This window comes from Microvirga lotononidis (assembly GCF_034627025.1).
GTDB lineage: Bacteria > Pseudomonadota > Alphaproteobacteria > Rhizobiales > Beijerinckiaceae > Microvirga > Microvirga lotononidis.
This window is the reverse complement of record NZ_CP141050.1, coordinates 850,854-874,247: the sequence shown is the minus strand read 5'-3', so window position 1 is coordinate 874,247 and position 23,394 is coordinate 850,854. Positions and strand designations below refer to the sequence as shown.

General features: G+C 60.1%; 22 protein-coding genes. 12 read left to right on the top strand and 10 right to left on the bottom strand.

Annotated elements, in window-relative coordinates:
• Genes U0023_RS33815 through U0023_RS33790 form a run of 6 tightly spaced genes read right to left on the bottom strand, consistent with a single transcriptional unit; the run spans position 1 to position 6,648 of the window.
• Positions 1-1,524, bottom strand: coding sequence for a serine hydrolase domain-containing protein (locus U0023_RS33815; protein WP_009762653.1), 1,524 nt, complete (start codon positions 1,522-1,524; stop codon positions 1-3).
• Positions 1,525-1,573: 49 nt separating this feature from the next.
• Positions 1,574-2,314 carry an ABC transporter ATP-binding protein gene (locus U0023_RS33810; RefSeq protein WP_009762652.1) on the bottom strand — a complete coding sequence of 247 codons (741 nt, stop codon included), beginning with the start codon at positions 2,312-2,314 and terminating at the stop codon, positions 1,574-1,576.
• Positions 2,311-3,141, bottom strand: a complete 831-nt coding sequence (locus tag U0023_RS33805) for an ABC transporter ATP-binding protein (protein ID WP_040638604.1) — start codon at positions 3,139-3,141, stop codon at positions 2,311-2,313. The genes U0023_RS33810 and U0023_RS33805 overlap by 4 nt, the downstream gene beginning before the upstream one ends.
• Complete coding sequence (locus U0023_RS33800; protein ID WP_009762650.1) at positions 3,141-4,043, bottom strand: ABC transporter permease; 903 nt, start codon at positions 4,041-4,043, stop codon at positions 3,141-3,143. The genes U0023_RS33805 and U0023_RS33800 overlap by 1 nt, the downstream gene beginning before the upstream one ends.
• Positions 4,040-5,053: an ABC transporter permease gene (locus U0023_RS33795; RefSeq protein WP_009762649.1), complete on the bottom strand. Its 1,014-nt coding sequence runs from the start codon at positions 5,051-5,053 to the stop codon at positions 4,040-4,042. The genes U0023_RS33800 and U0023_RS33795 overlap by 4 nt, the downstream gene beginning before the upstream one ends.
• On the bottom strand, positions 5,050-6,648 hold the full coding sequence (locus U0023_RS33790; protein ID WP_009762648.1) for an ABC transporter substrate-binding protein: 1,599 nt from the start codon (positions 6,646-6,648) through the stop codon (positions 5,050-5,052). Before U0023_RS33790 ends, U0023_RS33795 begins: the two co-directional genes overlap by 4 nt.
• A gap of 397 nt (positions 6,649-7,045) precedes the next feature.
• Here U0023_RS33790 and U0023_RS33785 point away from each other — a divergent pair, with 397 nt between their 5' ends.
• The 9 genes from U0023_RS33785 (at position 7,046) to U0023_RS33745 (ending at position 16,319) form a co-directional block, all read left to right on the top strand.
• Positions 7,046-8,092 (top strand): dipeptidase, encoded by a 1,047-nt coding sequence (locus U0023_RS33785; RefSeq protein ID WP_009762647.1) that lies wholly within the window; start codon positions 7,046-7,048, stop codon positions 8,090-8,092.
• Between the two features lie 51 nt (positions 8,093-8,143).
• The gene (locus U0023_RS33780; protein ID WP_009762646.1) at positions 8,144-9,175 is read left to right on the top strand and encodes an asparaginase; all 1,032 of its coding nucleotides are present in this window, start codon (positions 8,144-8,146) and stop codon (positions 9,173-9,175) included.
• A 293-nt stretch (positions 9,176-9,468) separates the two neighbouring features.
• Positions 9,469-11,310 (top strand): ABC transporter ATP-binding protein, encoded by a 1,842-nt coding sequence (locus tag U0023_RS33775; RefSeq protein WP_009762645.1) that lies wholly within the window; start codon positions 9,469-9,471, stop codon positions 11,308-11,310.
• A 23-nt stretch (positions 11,311-11,333) separates the two neighbouring features.
• Positions 11,334-12,860, top strand: a complete 1,527-nt coding sequence (locus tag U0023_RS33770; protein WP_009762644.1) for a glutathione ABC transporter substrate-binding protein — start codon at positions 11,334-11,336, stop codon at positions 12,858-12,860.
• Positions 12,861-12,914: 54 nt separating this feature from the next.
• Positions 12,915-13,835, top strand: a complete 921-nt coding sequence (gsiC, locus tag U0023_RS33765) for a glutathione ABC transporter permease GsiC (protein ID WP_009762643.1) — start codon at positions 12,915-12,917, stop codon at positions 13,833-13,835.
• The gene (locus tag U0023_RS33760) at positions 13,832-14,725 is read left to right on the top strand and encodes an ABC transporter permease subunit (protein ID WP_009762642.1); all 894 of its coding nucleotides are present in this window, start codon (positions 13,832-13,834) and stop codon (positions 14,723-14,725) included. The genes gsiC and U0023_RS33760 overlap by 4 nt, the downstream gene beginning before the upstream one ends.
• A gap of 31 nt (positions 14,726-14,756) precedes the next feature.
• Positions 14,757-15,575, top strand: coding sequence for a M55 family metallopeptidase (locus tag U0023_RS33755; protein WP_009762641.1), 819 nt, complete (start codon positions 14,757-14,759; stop codon positions 15,573-15,575).
• Positions 15,576-15,621: 46 nt separating this feature from the next.
• A complete protein-coding gene (locus U0023_RS33750; protein ID WP_280941390.1) occupies positions 15,622-15,882 on the top strand; it encodes a WGR domain-containing protein in 261 nt (86 codons plus the stop codon).
• 113 nt (positions 15,883-15,995) lie between these two features.
• Positions 15,996-16,319 carry a hypothetical protein gene (locus tag U0023_RS33745; RefSeq protein ID WP_009762639.1) on the top strand — a complete coding sequence of 108 codons (324 nt, stop codon included), beginning with the start codon at positions 15,996-15,998 and terminating at the stop codon, positions 16,317-16,319.
• Positions 16,320-16,348: 29 nt separating this feature from the next.
• On the opposite strand, the gene U0023_RS33740 is transcribed toward U0023_RS33745, so the two are convergent.
• From U0023_RS33740 to U0023_RS33730, 3 genes are all read right to left on the bottom strand, one after another.
• Positions 16,349-17,065 carry an IS6 family transposase gene (locus tag U0023_RS33740; protein ID WP_154661178.1) on the bottom strand — a complete coding sequence of 239 codons (717 nt, stop codon included), beginning with the start codon at positions 17,063-17,065 and terminating at the stop codon, positions 16,349-16,351.
• An 818-nt stretch (positions 17,066-17,883) separates the two neighbouring features.
• A complete protein-coding gene (locus U0023_RS33735; RefSeq protein ID WP_009762637.1) occupies positions 17,884-18,147 on the bottom strand; it encodes a hypothetical protein in 264 nt (87 codons plus the stop codon).
• Positions 18,147-18,326, bottom strand: coding sequence for a hypothetical protein (locus U0023_RS33730; RefSeq protein ID WP_009762636.1), 180 nt, complete (start codon positions 18,324-18,326; stop codon positions 18,147-18,149). Before U0023_RS33730 ends, U0023_RS33735 begins: the two co-directional genes overlap by 1 nt.
• A gap of 1,234 nt (positions 18,327-19,560) precedes the next feature.
• Between U0023_RS33730 and U0023_RS33725 the strand changes: the two genes are divergently transcribed.
• Entirely contained in the window at positions 19,561-19,878 is a 318-nt protein-coding gene (locus U0023_RS33725; RefSeq protein WP_009762634.1) for a hypothetical protein, read from the top strand.
• A gap of 262 nt (positions 19,879-20,140) precedes the next feature.
• On the top strand, positions 20,141-20,305 hold the full coding sequence (locus tag U0023_RS33720) for a hypothetical protein (RefSeq protein ID WP_009762633.1): 165 nt from the start codon (positions 20,141-20,143) through the stop codon (positions 20,303-20,305).
• A gap of 221 nt (positions 20,306-20,526) precedes the next feature.
• Here the strand turns inward: U0023_RS33720 and U0023_RS33715 are convergent, their stop codons facing one another.
• Positions 20,527-21,303: a M10 family metallopeptidase C-terminal domain-containing protein gene (locus U0023_RS33715; protein WP_009762632.1), complete on the bottom strand. Its 777-nt coding sequence runs from the start codon at positions 21,301-21,303 to the stop codon at positions 20,527-20,529.
• A gap of 1,124 nt (positions 21,304-22,427) precedes the next feature.
• Here U0023_RS33715 and U0023_RS33710 point away from each other — a divergent pair.
• Positions 22,428-22,673: a DUF6894 family protein gene (locus U0023_RS33710; RefSeq protein WP_009762631.1), complete on the top strand. Its 246-nt coding sequence runs from the start codon at positions 22,428-22,430 to the stop codon at positions 22,671-22,673.
• The last annotated feature ends 721 nt before the right edge of the window (positions 22,674-23,394 follow it).

The following is a 23,394-nucleotide window of genomic DNA, read 5'->3' as shown; positions in this document are numbered from 1 at the left end:
TCAGGCAGCCCGTTCGAATTGGATCACGCGGCTGCGGTTCAGGAACAGTCCCACACGGTTGCCCTTGAAGACGAGACTGGAGCGTTTCGTCCAGGGGCCATCCTTGCCGTCCATGAGAAGCCTGTTGCCACCCAGGGATGAGAGCGGCGCGCTCGTCCGAGCTGGACCGATGCCCATCTCAAGCCTGTCGCCCCTGATCTCGAAATCTGAGTGATAGGCCCGGCACACCCAATGTCCCTGAACACGCGACAGGCAATCGTCGGGCCGGACCGGGACGAAGCGGCGCGTGGCATGTCCGATCTCGCCCTCGACAGCCCCGCCCGTCCAGCGCAGGCGCATCGGCATGTGAGCCGAAAGGGAAACGGACCATCCATCCTCGCCCTCATAGAGGGTCTCTCCGGCTCCAAGGAATGTAGCGGCGCCATCCTTCATCTCGAGCCAGAACGGTCCCTCCTCGGCCGCGTAAAGTCCATCGGGGATGCGCGTGCTGCGCGCGGGAAGGGCCTCCCCGAGCAGCGCCGCCATCACTTGGAGGGCAAGCCCTGAGGGTAGTGTGTCCTCGCGATTTGAGACGAGCGCAACGCCTGCCCGACGCTGCGGGTCGATAAGGAAGTAGTTCTTATAGCCTGCATGGGCGCCGCCATGCCCGACCAGACGATTGCCGCCAATCTGCGACCAGGCGAGGCCGAGCCCGTACTGGGTTGGCCGTCCATCCGTAAGGTACCGGGGGGCAGAGAGGCGCTCGAGCCAACCTGCGCCGGGGCCTCTGTTGCCCAGGAGCGCCTGCAGCCAGATCGCAAGATCGTGCGCGCTCCCGGTCAGGCTGCCGGACGCCGAGAGATGCAGCCCGGCATTTCCGAGCTGCCAGCCATGTTCGGAGCGCCAATAGCCCGGAACCAAGTCTGGCACGGGGTCGAACCACAATTCGGGAGCACGAAAGGCGATTCCGAGGGGACGGGAGATCCGCTCCTGCACCATCTCGTCGAACAGCAGGCCTTTGTTCTTCAGAGCGGCTTCAATGAGGCGGTAGCCCGTGTTGGAGTATGAAATCTCCTGACCTGCCGGGAAATTCAACTCTCCGAGGCTGTCAAGAAAGTCCAGGATCGGCTGCGCCTCCGTTGCGGTGTGAACGGAAAGCCCCAGGAGCGAGAGAGTGTCGCGCACATCGGGCAGTCCACCCGTCATGTCGAGGGCACGTCCGACGGTCACATCCGCCATGGAACCGCGCAGGCCCGGCAGGTGGGAGCCCAGTCGATCGTCAAGACCGATCTTGTCGTCATGGCGCAGGGCCATGGCGGCGAAGATGTGCTTGGTGATCGATGCGTAGCGCACCACGCTGTGGCCCGAGAACGGAACGCCTGTGGCGAGACTTTCTAGGCCGCCGCAGGATTCCTCCCGGATGTCGTTCTCGTCGAAGATCACAATCGCGCCACCGGGGCCAGCCTCCTGCCTCCAGGCATCCGCGATCTTTGCCGCCGTTTCCGCGGCCGATGACCAGTGCAATTCGGACAAAGCAAAAGACATGGTTATATCCTGAACCGAAAGAGAGGGATGGCCTACGCAAGAAGCGGGCTCACGCGACCTCTTCGAGATCGACGCTGAGCGCGCGCAGCTGCGACGTGTGCGGGTGATGGATCCTACCGGCGCGCAGGTCTTCTGCGCTCAGCTGCTCGACCATTTCGCCGCCGATCATGACTCCGACCTGCGGGCAGAGATGCGTGACGACGGCAAGGTTGTGGCTCACGAGGACATAGGTCAGGCGGCGCGTCTCCCGGAGATCGGCGAGGAGATTCAAGATTTCCGCCTGGACCGACACATCGAGGGCGCTGGTCGGTTCGTCGAGAAGCAGGATTTCCGGCTCGGCGATCAGCGCTCTCGCGATCGCGACGCGCTGACGCTGGCCGCCGGAGAGCTGATGCGGGTAGCGGAAGCGCACGGTACTCGGCAACGCGACTTCGGCCAGAACCTTCTCGATACGTGCTTCGATCTCGCCGATCCCGTGCACCAGCAGGGGCTCGCTCAGGATGCGGTCGATGGTCTGGCGGGGGTGCAGAGAGCCGTAGGGGTCCTGAAAGACCATCTGGACCTTCCGGAAGAACGCTCGGTCGCGGCGGGGTTTCATGGTCTCGCCCTCGATCACGATGCGTCCTGACCATTCGGCATTCAGGCCGGAGATGGCACGAAGGACGGTCGACTTGCCGGAGCCGCTCTCCCCGACGATGCCGAAGCTGCCCCCGACGGGAACATGGAACGAAACGCCCTTGACCACCTCGTTGCTGCCGAAACGGACGCGCAAGCTGTCAACGTCGATCATGATTGAAGCCATGCTGCGTCGCGGCTAAGGACCGGCAGACGTGGTTTGGGATGGATGAGGGAAGGCAGGCAGTTGAGCAGGCCGCGCGTATAGGGGTGCCTTGCCTGAGCGAGGTTGCCAGCACCAACCTCCTCAACGATGCGTCCGGCATACATGACTGCGACACGGTCGCAGAAATGGGAAACCAGAGGCAAATCGTGGCTGATGAGGATGAGACCCATGCCGCGCCGGGACACGAGATCCTCCATCAGTCGCAGGATCTCCGCCTGAACCGTGGCGTCCAGGGCGCTCGTCGGCTCGTCGGCAATGAGCAGTGCCGGATCGGGGGCCAGCATCATGGCGATCATGACGCGTTGGCCCATACCTCCAGAGACCTCATGCGGATAGAGGTCGTAGACCTTGCGCGGCTCCCGGATACGGACCTGATCGAGAAGGTCGATGGCCGCCTCGGTAGCTTCCTTGCGGCTGCCGCCCTTGTGGGTGCGCCAGGCCTCCGCCACCTGCCGTCCGATGGTCATGACGGGATTGAGGGAATATTTCGGGTCCTGAAGGATGAACCCGGCCCGCTTCCCGCGAATACGCCGCATGGTCCGCTCGTCGGCGTTGAGGATGTCAATGCCATCGAAGGTCAGCCGGTCTGCCGCAATGCTGGCGTTCGGAGGCAGCAGGCGCATCAGGGCACGCGCGGTCAGCGACTTTCCCGAGCCGCTTTCCCCTACGATGCCGAGCTTCTCGGTCCCAATCGCCATCGACACGCCGCGCACGGCCTCGAAAGTACCCGTCCGAGTTTTGAAGGAAATCCGGAGATTGTTGATGTCAACCAGCATCATCGTTGCTTTGGATCGAGGATGTCGCGCAGGCCGTCCCCCAGGAAGTTGAAGGCGAGGGAGGCCAGGAAGATGGCAATTCCCGGAATGGTCGGAACCCACCATTGCTCGAAGATGAAGCGCTTGGCGGTAGCGATCATCGCGCCCCATTCCGGGGATGGCGGCTGCGCGCCCATGCCGAGGAAGCCGAGACTCGCCGCCGTGATGATGATGGAGCTCATGTCGAGTGTGACGCGCACGATCAGGCTCGGGACGCATAGCGGGGCGACGTGCCGCAGCACGATGCGTCCGGCCGGAGCACCGGTCAGGCGGCAGGCGGCGATGAAGTCGCTGTTGCGCACTGTCATGGTCTCGGCGCGGGCGAGGCGTGCATAGGGAGGCCAGGTCGTCAGCGCGATGGCCAGGATGGCACTTTCCACCCCGGGCTTCAGAGCCGCCACGAAGGCCAGGGCCAGGATCAGGCGGGGAAAGGCCAGGAAGATGTCGGTCACGCGCATCAGGACGCGGTCGACGATACCGCCCGCATAGCCGGCGATGCATCCGACGGCGAGGCCGATCGGCGCCACGAGAACCACCACGGCAATAACCATACCGAGCGTCACGCGACCGCCGTAGAGAATGCGCGAATAGATGTCGCGGCCGAGTTCGTCTGTTCCCAACCAATGTGCTGCCGAAGGACGGGCCAAGCGGTTTGCGAGGTCCTGAGCGCTGGGATCATGGGGCGCCAGCAGGGGCGCTGCCAGGGACAGAACCACGAAGGCGACGACGATCGTGAGCCCGATCATCGCCAGGGGATTGGAGCGGAGATCGAGCCAGGCCCGATACCGACGGCCCCAGGACGCCTGGGTTCGGGATGTTGGCGTTTCCGCCAGAAGCCATTCGCGGGAAAGGACTGCGCTCATCGTACACGAGGATCCAGTTGACGATAAAGGGCATCGGCGAGGAGGTTGAGGCCGACATAGACCAAGCCGACCAGAAGAGTCGCACCGATGACGGGATTCATGTCGGCATTCATGAGGGAAACCGTGAGATACTGGCCGAGCCCGGGCCAGCTGAAGACCGTCTCGGTGACGACCGCGCCTTCGAGGAGACCCGCATAGGTCAGGGCGAGCACGGTCACGAGCTGCACTCCGACATTCGGAAAGGCGTGGCGCCAGATCACAGTCGCCGGCGAAAGGCCTTTGGCGCGCGCGGTAATGACATATTCCCCATGCAGGGCATCGAGCATGAAGGCGCGCGTCATCCGGGTGATGTAGGCCATGCTGAAATAGGCCAGGATGCAGACGGGCTGCACCATATGCGCCAATGCATCCCAGAACGCATCCCAGTCGCCGGCGATCAGGGTATCGATGGTCAGAAGTCCCGTCACATGCGGGACCATGTCCTGGAAGATGATGTCCTGTCGTCCGGGGCCCGGTGCGATTCCGAGGACCGCGTAGAAGACGAGCAGACATATGAGAGCCAAGACGAAGACTGGCACCGAGTGGCCAGCTAGACAGACGACCCGGATCGTCTGGTCGATCCAGGTGCCTTGCCGGACTGCGGCCCATACGCCCAGGGGAATCCCGATCAGGGCCGCGACGATGATCGCCGCCGTAGCAAGCTCCAGGGTCGCTGGGAAATATCGGGCGATGTCACTGGTGACGGGATTTTTCGTCAGGATCGAACGGCCGAGATCTCCATGCAGCAATTGCCCCACGAAGGCGAGGAATTGCTGCAGCAGAGGCTGGTCGAAACCCATTTCCTGACGGGCCCTTTCGACCACCTCCTGAGGCGCGTTGTCCCCGACCGCGGCGAGAACCGGGTCGATGGGCATGACGCGCCCGATCAGGAAGGTGACGATGACGAGCCCGAGCAGGGTAAGAGAGACGCTGGCGAGAAGACCCGCCAGTGCACCGAGTCGCTTATTCACGCCTTGCTGGCTCCAGAGTAGGTATGAGTGTCCGAGAGCGTGCCCAGGCGGACACCCGAGATATTCTTGCGGCAGGCCGCCGTCGTGATCCCTTGCATCATGATCGCGAAGGGGCTGTTGGCCATGTGATCGCGCTGGAGCTGCTCGTAGAGAGCGATGCGCCTGGCCGGGTCACGCTCCTTCAGAGCCTCGTTGGAGCGATCCGTTATCTGTTTGTCCTGCCAGGACGAGCGCCAAGCGAGGGTGCGATTGAGGGCATTCTCGCCGTTATCCGTGTTGACGCAGAACGCCTCCACGTTGGTGTTCGGATCGAAGTAGTCGGAGCCCCAGGCCGTCAGGATGAGCTCGTGCTGACGGGCACGCATTTTGGTCAGGACCTGGCGGTTCTCCGATGCCATCAGCTTCACGCGGATGCCAATCTCGGCGAGATTCGCCTGGATGGTCTGGGCGATGTCAGGATAGGGCTGCGCCGAGTAGTGATCCATGGTCACCTCGAAGCCGTCGGTAAGACCAGCCTCAGCCAGCAGCGCCTTCGCCTTCGCCACATTCTTCTGATAGGGCTTGTCCTCGATGGCGCCCGGGAATCCCTTCGGCACCATGGTCTGATGCACGATATGGGTCAGGGGAACGATGTTCTTCTGAATGCCCTCGTAGTCGAGAGCCCACTTGATCGCCTGCCAGACTTGCGGCTTCGCCAGGTTGGGAGTCATCTGGTTCATGGAAATGACCATCAGAGACGCCACGCCCGACTGAACGAGGTTGTAGTTGGCATCGCCCTTGAGCGTGCGGAGCTGCTCGGTGGTCAGATTACGGGCGACGTCTGCGTCGCCCTTCTGCAGCATCAGGAGCTGCGCCGACGGATCGACGATGTGCCGGAGGATGATACGCTTGATATTGCCTTTATACGACCCGTTCGGATTGGCGTCGAGCATGATGCTCTCGCTCGGCTTCCAGGAGCGCAGCACCCACGCGCCGGAGCCGGCGGTGTTCTGGCGCAGCCAGCCATTGCCGAGATCGTCGCTCTGGGCTTTCTCGAGGGCAACTTTCTTCTCGACTACGCTGCCGACATTGGCGGAGAGGCAGTAAAGCAGGAAGGACGGGGAGGTGGGCTCCTGCAGCGTCAGCACTAGGGTGTTGGCGTCCTTGGCCTTGATGCGCTCCGCCGCATTCTCCTTCGTAAATCCGAACTGGTTGATGATAAAGGCCGGACCTTTGTTCAGGATCACAGCGCGCTGCAGAGAGAAGGCCGCGTCCTCTGCCGTGACGGGCTGGCCGCTGGCGAATTTCGCATCCTTGCGCAGCCGGAAGGTGACGGTCTTGCCGTCGGCGCCTGTTTCCCAGGATTCCGCCAGATCGCCCACGACCTCGGACGGCTTGTCCAGGTTGGCCTTGATCAGCTTCTGGTAGCAATTGCTGCTGATTTCGCTTCCCACCGCCTCGAAGCTCTCGTGTGGATCGAGGCTCGTCATGTTGTCGAGCTGCTGTGCCACGACGAGGATATCCTTGGGCGTGTCAGCGAAGGCCGCCGACAGACCCCCATAGCTGAAGAACGATGCAGCTGCGGAACTTGCGAGAAATGTGCGCCGATTAAGCATCCCGTATCACCTCTGTTGAGAAGGGTCCGGCCTTCCAGGCCATTCTTACTGCCACTCGCAACCGGCGGTCGCGGATTGGCAGCCCTTCGCGTTTCTGAGTGCTTCAGGTCGCTCCGAAATCCTGTGCTAGTGTTGCATTGAGAACCATGCGGTTTCGAATGCGCTCAGTCTTCGGAGCCCCTCCGCCTGAGCAAGAACCTATACGGCCCAGGTTTTGCCTGACAAATTCGGAAAATGGCATGCCTTATGCATCCTTTGCATTGCCGGCCTCCGCGTCGACCTCCTATGCAAGTCCGGTATCACTTCTGCCGGAAATTGAATTGGCCGAGAGGCCCCATGGGATCCTACACGAGATGCTCTCCGGACGACGCCGCTTGGCTTATTGCGTTGGAAAACCATGATACCTGAAACCCGCATACCCGTTTTTGATGGACATAACGATGTGCTGCTTCGCCTCTGGAAATCAGGGAAGAAGACAGCCGAACTCGATTTCCTGAAAGAGGGGACGTCCGGTCACCTGGATCTCCCCCGCGCGCGGGTCGGAGGTTTCGCAGGCGGGCTGTTTGCGGTCTATATCCCATCGTCGGCCGATGGGGTGGGGAGTGACGGCAAGCCCCAGGCTCTGCCGCCGTCTCTCGCAGAGGCGCAAGCGGCAACCTATGAGCTAATCTCCCTCCTTGTGCGCATGGAACGAGCTTCGGAAGGCGGCATCCGCATCTGCCGAAGCGGGCGCGACATCCGTGCGGCCATGGCAGGCGGCGCCCTTGCCGTGGTGTTCCACGTCGAAGGGGCCGAGATGATCGACCCCGACCTGAAGATGCTCGACGTGCTGTATCAGGCGGGATTGCGCTCCATTGGGCCGGTCTGGAGTCGCTCGAACATCTTCGGCCATGGCGTGCCGTTTCGCTTCCCATCCTCTCCCGACATCGGGCCCGGTCTGACCGATCAGGGCCGAGAGCTGGTTCGGGCATGCAACAAGTTGCGCATTCTCATCGACCTGTCGCATTTCAACGAGCAGGGTTTTTGGGATGTGGCCGCCCTATCGGACGCTCCGCTCGTGGCAAGCCACTCCAACGTTCATGCCTTGACGCCGCATTCGCGCAATCTGACCAATCGGCAGCTCGATGCGATCCGGGACTCTGATGGTTTCGTTGGCGTAAATTTCGGCACGATGTTCATGCGAGCAGATGGCCGCAAGGACCCAGATACCAAACTCGACGAACTCGTGAACCATATTGACTACCTCGTCGATCGGATCGGGCTCGAACGGGTCGGCTTTGGGTCCGATTTCGATGGGACCACGGTTCCGATCGATCTGAGCGACGTCAGCCGCCTCCCAGCTCTCGTCGATCTCTTGAAGAGCAGGGGATATGACGACGCAGCGGTGCGAAAGATCTGTGCGGAGAACTGGATCAGGGTCCTCGAACGAACCTGGGGCGAGTAAATCAGCCGGCTAAAAGGTGATTTCGACGGCAGACAGGCAGGGGATTTTTCGATGGTAAATCCATTCCTCATTGAGGTAACGCGCGGGAGTCTGATCGAGTCGCGCCACCGCGGCGGCGTGGCGATCGTCGATGCTGACGGCACGCCGGTCCTGTCTTTGGGTGATGTCGAACGTCGGGTCTATCCGCGCTCCGCCGTTAAGGCGATCCAGGCTTTGCCCCTTGTGGAGAGTGGGATTGCGGATCGCTTTGGACTGTCGGACGTGGAGATCGCCCTGACCTGTGCGTCCCATTCCGGCGAGGAGAAGCATGCGGCGACGGCCGCCTCCATCCTCGCCAAGGCAGGGCGGGACGCATCCTGCCTCGAATGCGGAGCGCACTGGCCCAGCGGTGAGGCAGCCAACCGGGCTCTAGCGGCAACCGGCGGGCAACCGAGTGCGCTTCATAACAACTGCTCCGGCAAGCATTCGGGATTTATCTGTCTTTCCTGCGGATTGGACGAAGATCCAAAAGGCTATGTGACGGCGCAGCACCTGGTTCAAAAAACAGTTAGGCGCGTCCTGGAGGATCTGACCGGCGCTCCTCATACGGAAGCCGAAAGAGGCACCGACGGGTGCTCGATCCCGACCTACGCCATCCCGCTCTCGGCTCTGGCCCTCGGCTTCGCACGGTTCGGCACCGGAGATGGGTTGTCTGGCGAACGCAGGATTGCCGCAGGCCGGATCCGGCGTGCGGTCGCGCAGCATCCCTTCATGGTCGCCGGAACCGACCGCTTCGATACAAAGCTGATGGAGTGCCTTGGAGAGCGCGCTTTCGTGAAGTCCGGCGCGGAGGGCGTCTATTGCGCCACCTTGCCGGAGCTTGGTTACGGTATCGCGCTGAAGATCGATGATGGCACGCCGAGAGCGTCAGCCGTCGTCATGGCGACCCTTATCCAGCACCTTCTGTCGTTGAGCGATGTGGAGCGAACTCAGGTTGAGGCGCTGGCCCGGCCTGTCCTCAAGAATTGGAATGGAATTGAGGTGGGGCATGTCCAGCCGGGTGCCGCCCTCCTTCGGTCTTTCCCGAAGCGCTATGATTCATGATAATCCGACTGAGGCCTTTGGAAACGAGGGATGATCGCTCGCGGCGTTCCTGTGGTTCGCGGCTACGTCGCTTCGATCCCAATAATGCAAATGATGCATAGGAAATGCCATTTTCGGAATTTGCCTCTCGAAAGAGGTGGCATGTAGTGTCGCGAGTATGACGTTCCTGGAGTAGCCGCCGTTTGCTAACCGACTGTGCCGCGAGGCGACTGGAATTGTCCGGGAACATTGTAACGGGATCCGAAGGCTCTCGGGGTGCAGGGTTGATTCGAACTGAGGCATTCGGAAGCATGATGGCCAGTGACGTATTGCTGTCGGTCCGCGATCTAGTGGTGGAGTTCCCGACGGAACGTGGCGCCGCGACCGTGGTCGATGGCGTCAACTTCGACATCAGGCCACGGGAAACCCTTGCAGTGGTTGGTGAATCGGGATCCGGCAAGTCGGTCACGGCACTGAGTATCATGCGCCTGCTCGAATACGGCGGCGGCCGGATTGCCCGGGGCAACATGCTCTATCGCACCCGCGACGGTTCGGTCCGCGATCTCGTACAGGGTCCGTCCTCGGATCTCCGGCCGATACGCGGCGACGAGATCGCCATGATCTTCCAGGAGCCGATGACATCGCTCAACCCGGTCTTCACCATTGGCGACCAGATCAGCGAGGCAATCCTCCTCCATCAGGACATGGATCGTGCTGCCGCGCGCGCGGAGACGATCCGGCTTCTGGAGAAGGTGCGGATTCCGGAGGCCAAGCGGCTTCTCGATGCCCATCCGCACCAGCTGTCAGGCGGCATGCGCCAGCGCGTGATGATTGCAATGGCGCTCTCCTGCCGGCCCGGCCTTCTCATCGCCGACGAGCCGACCACAGCCTTGGACGTGACGATTCAGGCCCAGATCCTGCGGCTGATGCAGCAGCTGCAGGAAGAAATGGGCATGGCAATGATGTTCATTACCCATGACATGGGTGTTGTAGCCGAGATCGCCGATCGCGTGGTCGTCATGTATAAGGGGCGCAAGGTCGAGGAGGGGACGACCGAGGAGATCTTCAGCTCTCCGCAGCATCCCTATACGAAATCGCTTCTGAGCGCCGTTCCCAGGCTCGGCGCCATGAAAGGGCGCAACCTGCCGGCGCGCTTCCCACTTGTCGATCTCAGCAAGGGAGGCGAAGTTTCCGAGGTCTCACAGGATACGGTGAAGCCGGTAGCCGAGCCGCTTCTGAGCGTGCGTGATCTCGCCACGCGGTTCGATATCCAGAAAGGGATCTTCAGCCGGGTCGTCGCGCGGGTTCATGCGGTGGAACGGGTCAGCTTCGACATCCTGCCTGGAGAGACACTGTCCCTTGTCGGGGAATCAGGCTGCGGGAAATCCACGACGGGCCGCACGCTGATGCAGCTCATTGAGCCGACGAGCGGCACAATCCGGTTCGAAGGTCGCGACATCGCGGCGCTGTCCGCCGCCGAGCGCCGGGGTCTCCGTCGCAAGATCCAGTATATTTTTCAAGACCCGTATGCCTCACTGAACCCGCGATTGACGGTGGGTTTCAGCATTGCCGAACCGCTCATCACCCATGGATTGGCATCTGGGCCTGCCGTAAGGGAGCGGGTTGCCGAGCTCCTGCGCCTCGTCGGACTTCAGCCCGAGCATGCCGAGCGCTACCCGCACGAGTTCTCGGGAGGGCAGCGCCAGCGCATCTCGATTGCACGAGCTTTAGCCTCTGACCCGAAGCTTGTGATCGCGGATGAATCGGTTGCGGCCCTCGACGTCTCGATTCGAGCCCAGGTCATCAACCTGCTGATGGACCTGCAGGAGCGGCTGGGCGTCGCCTATCTTTTCATCTCGCACGACATGGCCGTGGTTGAGCGGATCAGTCACCGTGTCGCTGTCATGTATCTCGGGCAGATCGTGGAGATCGGATCGCGCCAGGATATCTTCGAGAACCCACAGCATCCCTACACCCGGCGGCTGCTGTCGGCTGTTCCGATCGCTGATCCGAGACTGCGTAGCCGAGATCGCGAGCTGATCACGGGAGAGGTTCCAAGCCCGACCCGGCGCGTCGGCGATGAGCCTATCGTCGCAAAGCTCGCCGCCGTTTCACCGACCCACTTCGTCGCCAAGCACACGGTCGGCGCGTATTGAGAGCGATAACCAGAGGAGAAAGCATGTTCAACTTCAGGAAACTCGTCGTGGCGGGAGCGCTGCTGTTGTCGGTATCGACACCGGCATTGGCGGCCAAGGATCTGGTGGTCGGCGTTCCGGATAACCTGACTGGGCTTGATCCCCACAACGTCAACGATACGCTGTCGCAATCCGCGTCGCGCCTGATCCTTCAGGGCCTCTTCGGCTTCGACAAAGACATGAAGCTCGTGCCCGTGCTCGCCGAGAGCTACGAGGCCAATCCCGATGCAACTGAGTTCACCATTCGCCTGCGCAAGAACGTGAAGTTCCATGACGGCACGCCATTCAACGCCCAGGCTGTGAAGATCAATTTCGAGCGCCTCGCTAATCCCGAGAACCGCTTGAGCCGCGCGAGCCTTGTGAACATGGTCTCCCAATTCACGGTGGTGGACGACTCGACCATCAAGCTCACGCTGAAGGAGCCCTTCGGCGCCATGATCAATAATCTCGCCCATCCGGGCGCGATGATCCACAGCCCGGCAGCACTCGAGAAATACGGCAAAGAGGTGAACCGCAATCCCGTCGGAACAGGTCCCTACAAGTTTGTAAGCTGGCAAGCCGATACCCTGAAGGTTGCCAAGAACGAGAACTACTGGAAGCAGGGGCTGCCGAAGATCGACAGCGTTACGCTCCGGAGCGTTCCGGAGAACGGCTCCCGGCTTGCTATGCTTCAGGCGGGAGAGGCGCAGTTCATCTATCCGCTGCCGCCGGAGATGATGTCCGTCGCCGAGAAGAGCCCGAAGCTCGACATCATCAGTAAGCCGTCCATCGTCACCTGGTACGTGGCGATGAACAACATGAAGAAGCCGTTCAACGACCTCCGCGTGCGTCAGGCGCTGAACTATGCCGTCGACAAGCGGGCCTATGCCAAGATCGTCTATAACGGCAACATGGATCCGATGGACTCGGTCGTGCCTCCGGGCCTCCCGTTCTATGCCAAGCAGGGAGAGTGGCCGTACGATGTTGCCAAGGCCAAGGAGCTTCTGAAGGAGGCTGGGTATCCCGACGGCTTCGAGACGGAAATCTTCGCTAGCAACAGCACGACATCGATCCGCGCGATGCAGTTCCTGCAGCAGCAGCTGGCACAGGTGAACGTGAAGCTGAAAGTCACGCCGCTCGAAGCCGGAGTCGCCGCGCAGAAGATCTGGGGCGTGTCGAAGCCGGAAGACACGACCGTTCAGCTCTATTACGGCGGCTGGTCCGCCTCGACCGGTGACACCGACTGGCAGCTCCGTCCGCTCCTGTTCGGCGAGAGCTTCCCGCCGAAGATGTTCAACGTCGCCTATTTCAGCAATCCCGACGCCGATGCCGGAATCAAAGCCGGTATCGCGACGGCTGACAACGAAAAGCGGGCCGAGGCGTACAAGAAGGCCCAAGATGCCGCATGGACGAATGCTCCGTGGATCTATCTCGGCGTGGAGCGTCTCCTAGCCGCCAAGTCCAAGTCCCTGTCGGGCGCCTATTATCTTCCCGACCGCGGCATTCTGCTCGAAGAAGCGGACTTCAACTGATGAAGGATAGCCCCGGAGCCCTTCACGGCTCCGGGGCGCCGATCGCGAAGCGCCATGTTCAGATATCTCATCCACCGATTGCTCGGCATCCTGCCGGTCCTTTTGCTTGTCTCAGTGCTCGTCTTTGCGTTCGTGCATCTTTTGCCGGGCGATCCTGCTCGTCTTGTCGCGGGCCAGGACGCAACCGATCAGGACATTGCCGCCGTCCGCGCAGCACTCGGGCTCGACCGGCCCCTGTGGGAACAGTACGTCACCTATGTGTGGAACACCCTACACGGCGATTTCGGCACTTCGCTGAAGACGCGCCGCGCGGTCTCTGAGGAGATCGGCGAACGCTTCTTCCCAACCTTCTGGCTTACGCTTATCAGCATGGTCTGGGCCACGCTGTTGGGCCTTGTCATCGGTGTGTCATCCGCCGTTAGGCGAGGGCGCTGGCAGGATCATGGCGGCATGCTGGTTGCCGTTTCAGGAATCTCCTTGCCGTCCTTCTGGCTCGGCCTGCTCCTGATCGACTGGTTTTCCGTACGGCTCGGCTGGTTTCCGACCAGCGGTTACGGGACGCTCGCGCATTTCGTGCTCCCATCCATCACCCTGGGCGTAGGCGTTGCCGCTGTGATGGCCCGCTTCACGCGGTCCTCCTTCATTGAGATCGCTCGGGAGGACTACATCCGGACGGCGCGAGCCAAAGGAGCCTTCGAGCGGCTTGTCGTATGGAAGCATGTGCTGCGCAATGCCTTGATTCCTATCATTACGATGGTCGGACTCCAGTTCGGCTTCCTTCTCGGCGGCTCGATCGTAGTGGAAACCGTTTTCGCCTGGCCGGGGCTCGGTCGTCTTCTCGTGGACTCGGTTTCGTACCGTGACTACCCAGTCATCCAAGCTGAAATTCTGTTGTTCTCCCTTGAGTTCATCCTTATCAATCTCATCGTCGACGTTCTTTACGCGCTGGTGAATCCGGAGATCCGCTATCGATGACCAGCGTCGTCCTGTCCTCCACCTCTAAGCCAGCGGCCGAGCGGATCCGCACGCCCTGGTCTGAGTTCTGGCGCAAGTTCCGGCGGCAGAAATTGGCTGTCGCCTCGGGCGTCGTTCTGCTGCTTCTTGTCTTCGTTGCTCTCCTGGCACCTTGGATCGCGCCTTATGATCCCGCAGCTCCGGATTACGAGCATGTTCTCGAGGGGCCATCGTGGCTGCATTGGGCCGGAACGGACGATTACGGCCGCGATATCCTCAGCCGCGTCATTCACGGAGCGGGAATCTCACTCATGGTCGGCTTCCTGGCTGTTACGGTGGGCGGCATCGTCGGCATCGTGATGGGACTGCTCAGCGGTTTCTATGGAGGCTGGCTTGATCGAATCATCATGCGGATTTGTGATGTTCTTCTCGCTTTTCCGGGCATCCTTCTCGCCATCGGGATCGTGGCGATCCTCGGGCCAGGCGTCGAGAACGTGATCTGGGCGGTGGCTGTCTTCAGCATTCCGGTCTTCGCTAGGCTGGTGCGGGGCTCGACCCTGGCGCTCAAGCGAGCTGTCTATGTGGATGCCGCGCGAGCGATCGGTGTGCGCAACATCATCCTCATGGCTCGCCACATTCTGCCCGGAGCCCTGCCAAGCGTGATCGTGTACTTCTCGATGCGTTTTGGCACCTCGATTCTGACGGCTGCGAGTCTGAGTTTCATTGGCCTTGGTGCACAACCTCCGACCCCGGAATGGGGAGCCATGCTTTCGGCCGGGCGAAGCTTCATCGGCGTCGCCGATCATCTGACCTTCTTTCCGGGGTTGGCCATTTTCGTCACGGTTCTTGCCTTCAATCTTCTCGGCGATGGGTTGCGTGATGCACTCGATCCAAAGCTGAGCCAGCTCTGACGCCCGAGGCCAACAGGAAACCAACAATCCGATGAAGATCTACATCTCGGCAGATATTGAGGGCGTAGCTGGCGTCGTAAACCCGCAGCAGGGCAGCATGGGCAATGGCGAGTATGAGCGCGCCCGTCGGCTCATGACCCAGGAGGCGAACGCCGCCATCGAGGGGGCCTTGGCCGGGGGAGCCACCGAGGTGTTAGTCAATGACGCCCACGGCGATATGCGCAACCTGCTTCCCGACGAACTCGATCCACGCGCGGAACTGATCTCCGGCAAGCCGAAGCCGCTCAATATGTTTGAGGGGCTGGCTCCTGATCATGCGGGCGTGATCTGCCTTGGGTACCATGCCAGGGCACGGGACGCCGGTGTTCTAGCCCATACAACGAACGGCTTTGCCTTCGGCCGCATTCGATTGAACGATGCGGAACTCGGAGAGGCCGGGCTGTATGGCGCCTATGCCGGGAGCCTTGGGATTCCAGTCATCATGCTCAGTGGCGATGATCGCCTGAAATCTGAGACGCAGCCACTTTTCACTGACGCGCGATATGCGGTGGTGAAACAAGCCATCAGCCAGCGAGCCGCACGCAGTTTATCACCAGAGCTGGCGCGCGACCTCATTCGCCGCGAGAGCGAGGCAGCCGTCCGGCACGCCCCCTCGATCCCGCCTTTCACTATCGAAGGACCGTATAGGCTAGAGGTTGAGCTTAACACGCCCGCGCTCTGCGACCTTGCATCGATCATTCCCACTGCAACGCGGCTGGATGTCGTGACGGTAGCTTTCGCACCTGAAAGCGTCGAGCACGCGATCCGCTGGGTCAATACTCTGTCCGCACTTTCGGCGGCGCTGCGCTGACGGCTGTGGCATTCCTCCGAGCTCATGCAATGTCAAAAGTCTGATCGTGGCACATCTGAGAAATTGCGTCTTGGGCAGCTTGCGAGCGCAAAGCAGACGTTCACGACGGAGCAAGAAGTCTCTTGCAATCAAACCGGAGTACGGCGCCTCGCGCTTCTACTCTCTCGTGGTTAAGCGGGATCTGTTCGGGACCGTGCGCCTGGTGCGCAACTGGGGCCAGATCGACACAATCGGGCAGGAACTGGTCGAGATCCACGCCGATGAAGCCGCTGGCGGGCCAGGCGCTGGAGGGTACCGGGATCTGTGATGCCGTCAGGCTGAGGGCTTCTCGACCCATTGGGAATAAAACGTGCGCTGAGGTGTCCTTGAGCAGGTGGCCTTGCGCTGCAGCCCCTAATCAACAGCCAGGAGGCGTGCCCGATGCCCCGATCCTCGTCGAACAACTCTGATGATCCTTTCGATGGTCTGCTCCTGCCCATGAGTGCCTGGAAGGCCCTGGAGGATGCGAAGATCACCAGCCTTGAGCAACTCAAGACCATCGCTCCACGGCTCGCGCAGATACGGGGCATGCACTCGGAAACCGCCCATATCATCAAAGACCGCCTGGAGCGTTTAGCCGCCCGGCGCACCGTGCGGGTCCGGCTGATCTTCCCCAAGCGACTGCAGCGCGAAGCGGGGCGCAGACGGAACAACCGCCAGAGGCAGAGGGCTCTTTCGGCGGTTCTGTTGCAAACCCAGATGTAGGTCAAGTGACGGCTGGATAGGGCCTCGGGTTAGGCAGCGGTGCGGAACAGAGCCGCGATGAAGTCACTCTGGGCCCTCATGTCATTCGCCGGTACACCTACGACCTGTCCCTTGCGGATCATCGCCATGACCTCGTAGCCCGCAATCGTCCGTGAGGCTCTCGTGTAGCTCTTGAAGCCCAGCCCCGGCCTGACCAGCCGCTTGATGCGCCGGTGATCCTGCTCGACAATGTTGTTCAAGAATTTCACCCATCGCAGCTTGGCGAAACGCCAGAGCTCTCCATCCCGTTTCATGGCTTTCGCTGCAATCGGGTAAGCGGCGTTCTTGTAGACCGTGATGGTCCGCGGATTGACTGTATGTGGCTGTCCCAAAGCCTTGCGGAAGAACCGCCGGGCGGCAGCCGCATCGCGCCTGCGGGAGAGCAAAAAGTCGATGGTGTGCCCGTGAGCATCGGCGGCGCGGTATAGATAGACCCATTCACCCTTCACTCGAATGTAAGTTTTATCCACGCGCCATGAGCCATTCGTCATGCGCAGATGCGTGCGGACGCGCCTGTCGATCTCAGGGGCATAAGTCTGGATCCAACGGAACAGGGTGCTATGATCCACCTGAACACCACGGTCAGAGAGCATGCATTCGAGATCACGATAGCTGATCGGGAAACGCAGGTACCAGCGGACTGCCCAGAGAATGATCTCCGCCGTGAACTGCCGACCCTTGAACAGCTTCTTCTTGGCCCCTCTCACCCCCTCCTGTCTTAGCTCAGGCCGAGCAAGCTTCAAAGCTGCAACAGAACCCGCGTCGATCCTCAGCCCGAACTCGCCAAGGTGGAGGCGATCCGACAGAAGGCGATTGCCGACGGGGTGCTCAATCCTGACGGAAGCACGAAACAGTAGAAGGACATCGGCGTAAACCACAACGTTCATGCGTGATCCCGCAGGACCTGCCGGCCATGCCCGTTCCGCAGCTCTGAACCCTTGCCGCCAAGCTCCCCGACTCTATCTCGGGCCCTCCCAGGAGATGCGGCACATCGCCTGAAAGGGCCTCGCTGGTTCACGCTGGCGGGGCCTTTTATTTGGGGTCCAAGAGCTGATCAGCGGCCTTGTTCGCTGTCGCTCCCTCATTCGCAACAGGTTGTTGCAGTTCTCCTAACTCGCTCTGGACGGGTCGGGGTTGCCGGAACAACTTCGCTTTGAGCCTGCGTTCAACCCATCGGAGTTCGGTCTGAAGCTTCGCCAACCGGCGCAACAACTCGTCATCAGTCATTGAGCCTGGATGGGCTAAATCATTCTCCTCGACAGACCGAATTTGCCTCAACGAAGCGCGACCAATGTTGAGAGTTGAAAGCCAATGTTCGTCTGAGATCTCGGCGATCTCCCCTCGGCTGGGGCAACGCCAATGGAATTTTCTTAGGATTACATTTCGCAAGCGGGGTGGAAGAACGTCGAGGGGAAAGGGCTCATCAAGAGACATGGGTTTTTCTCCCAGCTTTCCACATCCCGATGATACGAATTGATTTCGGCTCCCATGCGGCAGGTTAGGGGCTAAGGCCAAGCCCATTTTTTCACGCTGACGGGGGGATCATCAGTCCCGAACGCTCCAGCCAAACATCAAAGATCTCGTCAGCCGCCCGTTGCGCTTCGTCAGCCGTGTCGGCGAACCCAAGGAGCGGCACCTTGGCGTTATGCGGCATACCATTCATGGTCCAGACCCACTGTCCGTCGCCGAAGCCGCCCGTCATATGTTGGTACACGAGACAGAAGGCGTGAGAGCCTAAGCCGCCCTCCATGCCGTCCCGCCACGTGCAGGCTCTCCACTTGAGAGGCATCAGCGGCCCCTCGGCGGCATAGGTAGGTCTTTGAAGGTTTTACCGAGCACCGCGTTGGTGATGGTCGAGCGGGCAATCCGATACGCTTCGGCGAGCTTCTTGAAGTCCCGCTCGCCGGCCGCATCGCGGAGCCTAGCTTCCAAAACCTGTTCGACGGTCAGCTTCTTGGTCTGGTTCATGTTCATTCGACTCAATTGGAACGAATGGCGAACATGGCTCTTGAGCAGGAGTGAAGTCGAGCCCTAGGAAAAGGAGCCAGGGACACGCTGTGGAAACAGTGGAAAGGCGTATGCGGCTTGTGGGATCAGCCAGCCTCATTCAGTTGGTGGAACAGGCATCAAGGAAGAGATAAGCAGCGATCAATATGCCAAATAGGACTAGAAATGCTGTCGTAGTCAGAATAGGCCAGCCAATTCGGGTCTCTCGAGCGAGACGCTCTCCCACCTCATGCCGCTTCTGATGGAGCGCCATATCCCGCTGATTGTCCCCGTAAATCATTACTGCCCCATTAGAGTGGCGCATCTCTGGCAAGGTCTCAGGTGCGCCGTTATTCGAAGTCTAAAGGCAACACAAACCTAGAGGCGATACGCCCTAAATGGGTAGGAAGGCGGCTACTCCTCAGACCAGATGCTGAGTCGTGCACTCCTAGGAGATGCGGCACATCACCTGATTAGGCCCCGCTGGCTCCGGACGGCGGGGGTTATATGATATCTCCAGGGGCTCTGATGGTTCGGCGGCCATATTCGCTGCCGCACCCTGCGTTCAACCCATCGGAGTTCGGCCTGAAGCTTCGCTAACCGGCGCAACAGCTCAGCATCTGTCATTAAGCACACATGGGATAAATCACTTCCACGAGAGCCCGAATTTGCCTCAACGAAACGTGACCGAACTCGGGAGTTGCGAGCCATTGTGCGTCTGGAATATCGGCCACCTCCCGTTGGCTGGGGCAACGCCCATCGAATTTCTTCAGGACTACATTTTGCAAGCGACGTGGAAGATGGTCGAGGGGAAAGGGCTCATCAAGCGACATGGGTTCTGCTCCAGGCTCTCCACATCCCGATGACGAGATTTGACTTTGGCTCCCCCGCGGCAGAATGAGGACCAAGGCTAGGCATTCCAAGCTGACTATCCCTTTGAGCTTCTATCACTTAGTCGGGGCAATATACCTGACGAGCTCCGCTCCCCAGTCAACTACCATGTTGCCCGGCATTGGACCGACCCAAAGCAAGGCGTCCGGCACCTCTCCCATGGTACTCAGCAATGGCTGACAGTAGCCCTATAGTAGTCCAAGAGCACAGGTGTGACGCAGTTCACAGTTGCCCTCTGCAAAGTGGCTCAAAGTCCAATCATCGCCAATCGAGAGACCATCTCAGGCGGTATGGAGCGCAATACTTACTTGCGGAGGATTAAATCATGTCGCTCAATCTTAATGCTAGCCCGATTACTCAAGTTGCTGACACGACCGCTTTTGGTGGTCCCGGGATCGGTGGCCATGGTGGTGATGCTCTCGCGACAACAGACCAGAGCGCTCATAGCTCGAATGTCCAGCTGTCGGACTACAGCTGCTTCCCGTGGGGTAACCACGCCTCCGACCTTACTGTGAATGCTAGCCCGATCACCCAGGTTGCCGATACTACGGCGGTTGGCGGCCATGGCCTCTTCTGTGGTGATGGCGGTGACGCCCTCGGGTTCACATGCCAGAGCGCCGACATCTTCAACGTCCAGGGCTAACCATTCCCCCCTGGAGCGGCATCGGCTCGCAGTCGATGCCGCTCCCTTCTTGCATCTCAGTCCGCTCTCCGGCACCACCTGAAGAGCAGACAAACGGTGAGATGCGGCAGGTCCCATGATGCGCAAGTTCGCAGAACGTCCAGTATGGGTTGGCATAAGAGTAGGTGCGGAGCTCTGAAATCTGCAGCCCAGCTCAGCCTATGTTACTCATACCGAGGCTCGGTTCGGGTAAACTGAGGATCTTCATGAAGGGGAGGCACCCATGGCTGCCCGTCCCGCGTCCAATCACAAGGAAGCTGTGCGTCTTGCCTGGAAGTCCAGGCACGTTCCATTTGGCAGCATAGCCCTGGGCATTTTGCTCCTGAGTGGAATTCTCTCGATGGTGACCATGGTCTGGGGCTACGGCCCTGTGAACCCGATCCCATAAGGCATCAAACCGACCGCGAAACTCACAGAACGGGTCTTATGGAATCGGCCGTCCTATTTCTGTGCGGCTCTGGCTTCCTGCAACTGGCGACAGACTTCCAGGATTGCCTCGGCAGCCTGGGACCCTCGGATCCCGACCAAGCCCCGATCTATGGTCTTTCCGTTCTCGTCCTTTTGGCCGTTGAAGGTTGCTGGAGGGAGCACTGCGCCATCCTCCGTCGATCACACAACGAAGAAGTCCTCGTAGGTCATCTTGAGGTTCTTGGAGAGGGTGGCGATCTCGACCGCCTTGCCTTTGCCTGAACCGTCAGCATCGTAATAGAGCACGCCCTTCTTGCTGTCATAGATCAGGTAATCGTTCTTGTCCTTCGCCTTGTTGCCGATGGTGAAGAACGACTTGTTCAGCTGCGCCGGGTGGTCGGGCGTCCCCTTCTTGCCGAGCTTGGTGAACACGGCATTGTCGAGCCAGATCGAGTCGTCATTCACATTGAAGTCGACGATCCTGTCGAGGTTGGTCTGCTTGTTTGGCATGGTGTCGAACACGAAGATGTCCTTGCCGGATCCGCCACGCAGAATATCTGAACCCTCGCCGCCGTACAGGCGATCTGCGCCGCTTCCGCCGCTGAGCGTGTCATCGTCCATGCCGCCCTGAACCTCGTCGTCGCCATTCCCTGCCGAGATGGCATTGGCCTCATGCACGATGAGGTCGAACGAGACGTCCGGTTTTCGAGAGAACGCGTCGCTGTCCGCGAGGGTGACCGTGTATTCGCCTGGCTTTAGGACGGATTGGTACTCATAGCTCTGTTGTGCCTTGGCGGAACCAGTCAGGACTTGCCACGCATGGATATCGTAGTTCTGAGCTTTGGCGACTGGTTTGACGTAAACCAGGACCGGCTGCCCGCTGGGGAATACGCCGGGAGGAAGGTTGAACCGGACTGCGGAGGCAGCCAGGACATGAACGTCATCGAGCCGTACTGTGTTGTTGTGTCCAGTCACCATGTGCCCCCGCAGGATCTACGTTGGTCCGGTTATTCGGTCCAAATCCTAGTAGAACCACATAAAGGATTATCTTCCCTTGCGGAAGGGCGACGTGTTTAAGCGCACGTGGCGGCGTGGGCTCCGGTCTCTGCTCCCAGTCCTCAGACCAGGTGCTGACGGGTTGGCCAGTGAGTTCGGATATGGCGGTGCCGCGGGAGTAGATTATACTTAGATCTGTTCCCGCTTGCGTGGACGCATCTCTAGTCTTCGTTGTGCCGCGTTATTGACGGCGAACGAGATCCACTTCGCCCTCACAGAAGCTCTAGCGATCCACTCAGTCGGCATAGACAAGTCGGGGCAGGAGGGTCTGTTTATGTCCACACCTCCGATTGAGATCGCCAAGTTGTGGTTCCAGTTATACTCCAGCCTCTGGAAGGTACGTCGATTGCGGCGCCTTCAAAGGCTTCCTACCTCAGTTCCCGGTATGTATCGGCGGGACATCGTCGAAGAATTGAGGAAGGCACGGGTAGCGCGTGAAATCCTGTTCAATGAAACCCTCTGGTGTCTGTAAACGCCCCCGCGGATGAGACTATTATCAAAGTAGCTTGACCGTCTGCCTGGTTCTCACAAAAAAAGAGCACTCTCCCTGTCACCAGGAGGCGCTCTGAGGTCCGGACCGTTGGGGCAATATGGCCCGTAATCGTTTGATATCTGGACCGCGCTCCCCTGTCTGTCGGGTAAGTTACCGTTCTCGGCAAAAATTGCCGAGCTAAGAGCCATGGCTCAGTCTTACGGCAAGGATCTGCCATCCTCATGCCTATGTTCTGACTGGATACCTGTTTACTGAGCTTTTCTCGATAGCAGGCATATCGACATCACCGTTGGGGCAAATACGGTCTAAGGGTCGCGAACACAGCCGATAAGGCTGGGCGCGGCCCTTTTTGCTGTGCTTGCGCATTCTTGGCCTCTCGGGCTCCTGTCCCAATTCGCCATTCCTCCGACCAGGTGCTGACGGGTCGGCCGGTGAGTTCGGAGATAGCGGTGGTGTCGCGGGAGTAGGTCATGAGACAGGCAATAGTCTGGTACGATGAACAAAGGATGCTGTCCTTCGGTTGTCCACGCAGTTCAACGTATCTGGAGCACCGATGCCTCGCTTTTTCTTTGATACCTTCGACGGTGATTTCTCTTCCCGGGACGATGTTGGTCAGGATCTGCCCGATATGGAGGCGGCCCGACATGAGGCGCAGATAGCTCTCCCCCATATGGCCCATGATGCTCTACCCAACGGCAATTACCGCACCTTTGTCGTGAATGTCCGGGATGAGAGCGGAAAGAGCGTGTTAAGGGCTGCGCTTTCGCTGGTCATGTCCGAGGGGCCATTTGACGACTGATCTCGGTGCCTCGGAAGTTGGTTATCGGGCTGGGCTGACAATACGATCTTGCTCACCCCCGAGGGCAAGCAGCGCGAAATCCGGCGGCAGAACAGGATGGTATGCCCATGCCCGTCCCTTGCCATGGATGGCCGTGACTTGCGCACGTGTGATCAGGCCTAAAGTCTCCAGACGTTTCGCCAACGCGATTAGGGCTGTGGAGGTGAGGCGTGTCTGCCGACGGAGTGTGCCTGTTGTTACTGTGTCGCCTGCTGTCGTTCCATCAATGATGAGCCAGTAGATCGCGAAGCACTCGAGAGCCTTGTTCTGTGCCTCAGGCGGCTCAACGCTGGCGTGGATTCGCTGGAAGATTGCTTTGGTGAGGGAGGGGCTTTGGTCGGCGAAAGTCATGCCGACGGTATGGCATCAAGGGGTGAAGCGAGGGTAAGCTGGGAAATAGGCCGCGCCCGATACTTGTGAATTCTGGGCGCGGCCCCGGCCCATAGTTGCCCCTACGGGTAGGCGGTAACATAGAGCCAACCTTGGCTTCAATGGGGCCGCGCTTCGGAGATTATTGGACGATTGTGTGGGTCGGCGGTGGTGTCTCGGGAGTAGGGCATGGGGAGGGTTTAGCGGGGAGGGGTGAAGATTGGCCTAGACGGACCGAAGGGGGATGTCACATTAACGGCGAATACTACCCCGTACTCGTCAAGGAGAAATTCTCATACCGAGGAAGATCAAG

What these genes read in the sequence shown, in the direction of transcription:
- U0023_RS33815 (WP_009762653.1), bottom strand. Translation starts at nt 1,524, where the DNA reads ATGTCTTTTGCTTTGTCCGAATTGCACTGGTCATCGGCCGCGGAAACG.
- U0023_RS33810 (WP_009762652.1), bottom strand. Translation starts at nt 2,314, where the DNA reads ATGATCGACGTTGACAGCTTGCGCGTCCGTTTCGGCAGCAACGAGGTG.
- U0023_RS33805 (WP_040638604.1), bottom strand. Translation starts at nt 3,141, where the DNA reads ATGCTGGTTGACATCAACAATCTCCGGATTTCCTTCAAAACTCGGACG.
- U0023_RS33800 (WP_009762650.1), bottom strand. Translation starts at nt 4,043, where the DNA reads ATGAGCGCAGTCCTTTCCCGCGAATGGCTTCTGGCGGAAACGCCAACA.
- U0023_RS33790 (WP_009762648.1), bottom strand. Translation starts at nt 6,648, where the DNA reads ATGCTTAATCGGCGCACATTTCTCGCAAGTTCCGCAGCTGCATCGTTC.
- U0023_RS33785 (WP_009762647.1), top strand. Translation starts at nt 7,046, where the DNA reads ATGATACCTGAAACCCGCATACCCGTTTTTGATGGACATAACGATGTG.
- U0023_RS33780 (WP_009762646.1), top strand. Translation starts at nt 8,144, where the DNA reads ATGGTAAATCCATTCCTCATTGAGGTAACGCGCGGGAGTCTGATCGAG.
- U0023_RS33775 (WP_009762645.1), top strand. Translation starts at nt 9,469, where the DNA reads ATGGCCAGTGACGTATTGCTGTCGGTCCGCGATCTAGTGGTGGAGTTC.
- U0023_RS33770 (WP_009762644.1), top strand. Translation starts at nt 11,334, where the DNA reads ATGTTCAACTTCAGGAAACTCGTCGTGGCGGGAGCGCTGCTGTTGTCG.
- gsiC (WP_009762643.1), top strand. Translation starts at nt 12,915, where the DNA reads ATGTTCAGATATCTCATCCACCGATTGCTCGGCATCCTGCCGGTCCTT.
- U0023_RS33760 (WP_009762642.1), top strand. Translation starts at nt 13,832, where the DNA reads ATGACCAGCGTCGTCCTGTCCTCCACCTCTAAGCCAGCGGCCGAGCGG.
- U0023_RS33755 (WP_009762641.1), top strand. Translation starts at nt 14,757, where the DNA reads ATGAAGATCTACATCTCGGCAGATATTGAGGGCGTAGCTGGCGTCGTA.
- U0023_RS33745 (WP_009762639.1), top strand. Translation starts at nt 15,996, where the DNA reads ATGCCCCGATCCTCGTCGAACAACTCTGATGATCCTTTCGATGGTCTG.
- U0023_RS33735 (WP_009762637.1), bottom strand. Translation starts at nt 18,147, where the DNA reads ATGCCTCTCAAGTGGAGAGCCTGCACGTGGCGGGACGGCATGGAGGGC.
- U0023_RS33730 (WP_009762636.1), bottom strand. Translation starts at nt 18,326, where the DNA reads ATGAACCAGACCAAGAAGCTGACCGTCGAACAGGTTTTGGAAGCTAGG.
- U0023_RS33725 (WP_009762634.1), top strand. Translation starts at nt 19,561, where the DNA reads ATGTCGCTCAATCTTAATGCTAGCCCGATTACTCAAGTTGCTGACACG.
- U0023_RS33720 (WP_009762633.1), top strand. Translation starts at nt 20,141, where the DNA reads ATGGCTGCCCGTCCCGCGTCCAATCACAAGGAAGCTGTGCGTCTTGCC.
- U0023_RS33715 (WP_009762632.1), bottom strand. Translation starts at nt 21,303, where the DNA reads ATGGTGACTGGACACAACAACACAGTACGGCTCGATGACGTTCATGTC.
- U0023_RS33710 (WP_009762631.1), top strand. Translation starts at nt 22,428, where the DNA reads ATGCCTCGCTTTTTCTTTGATACCTTCGACGGTGATTTCTCTTCCCGG.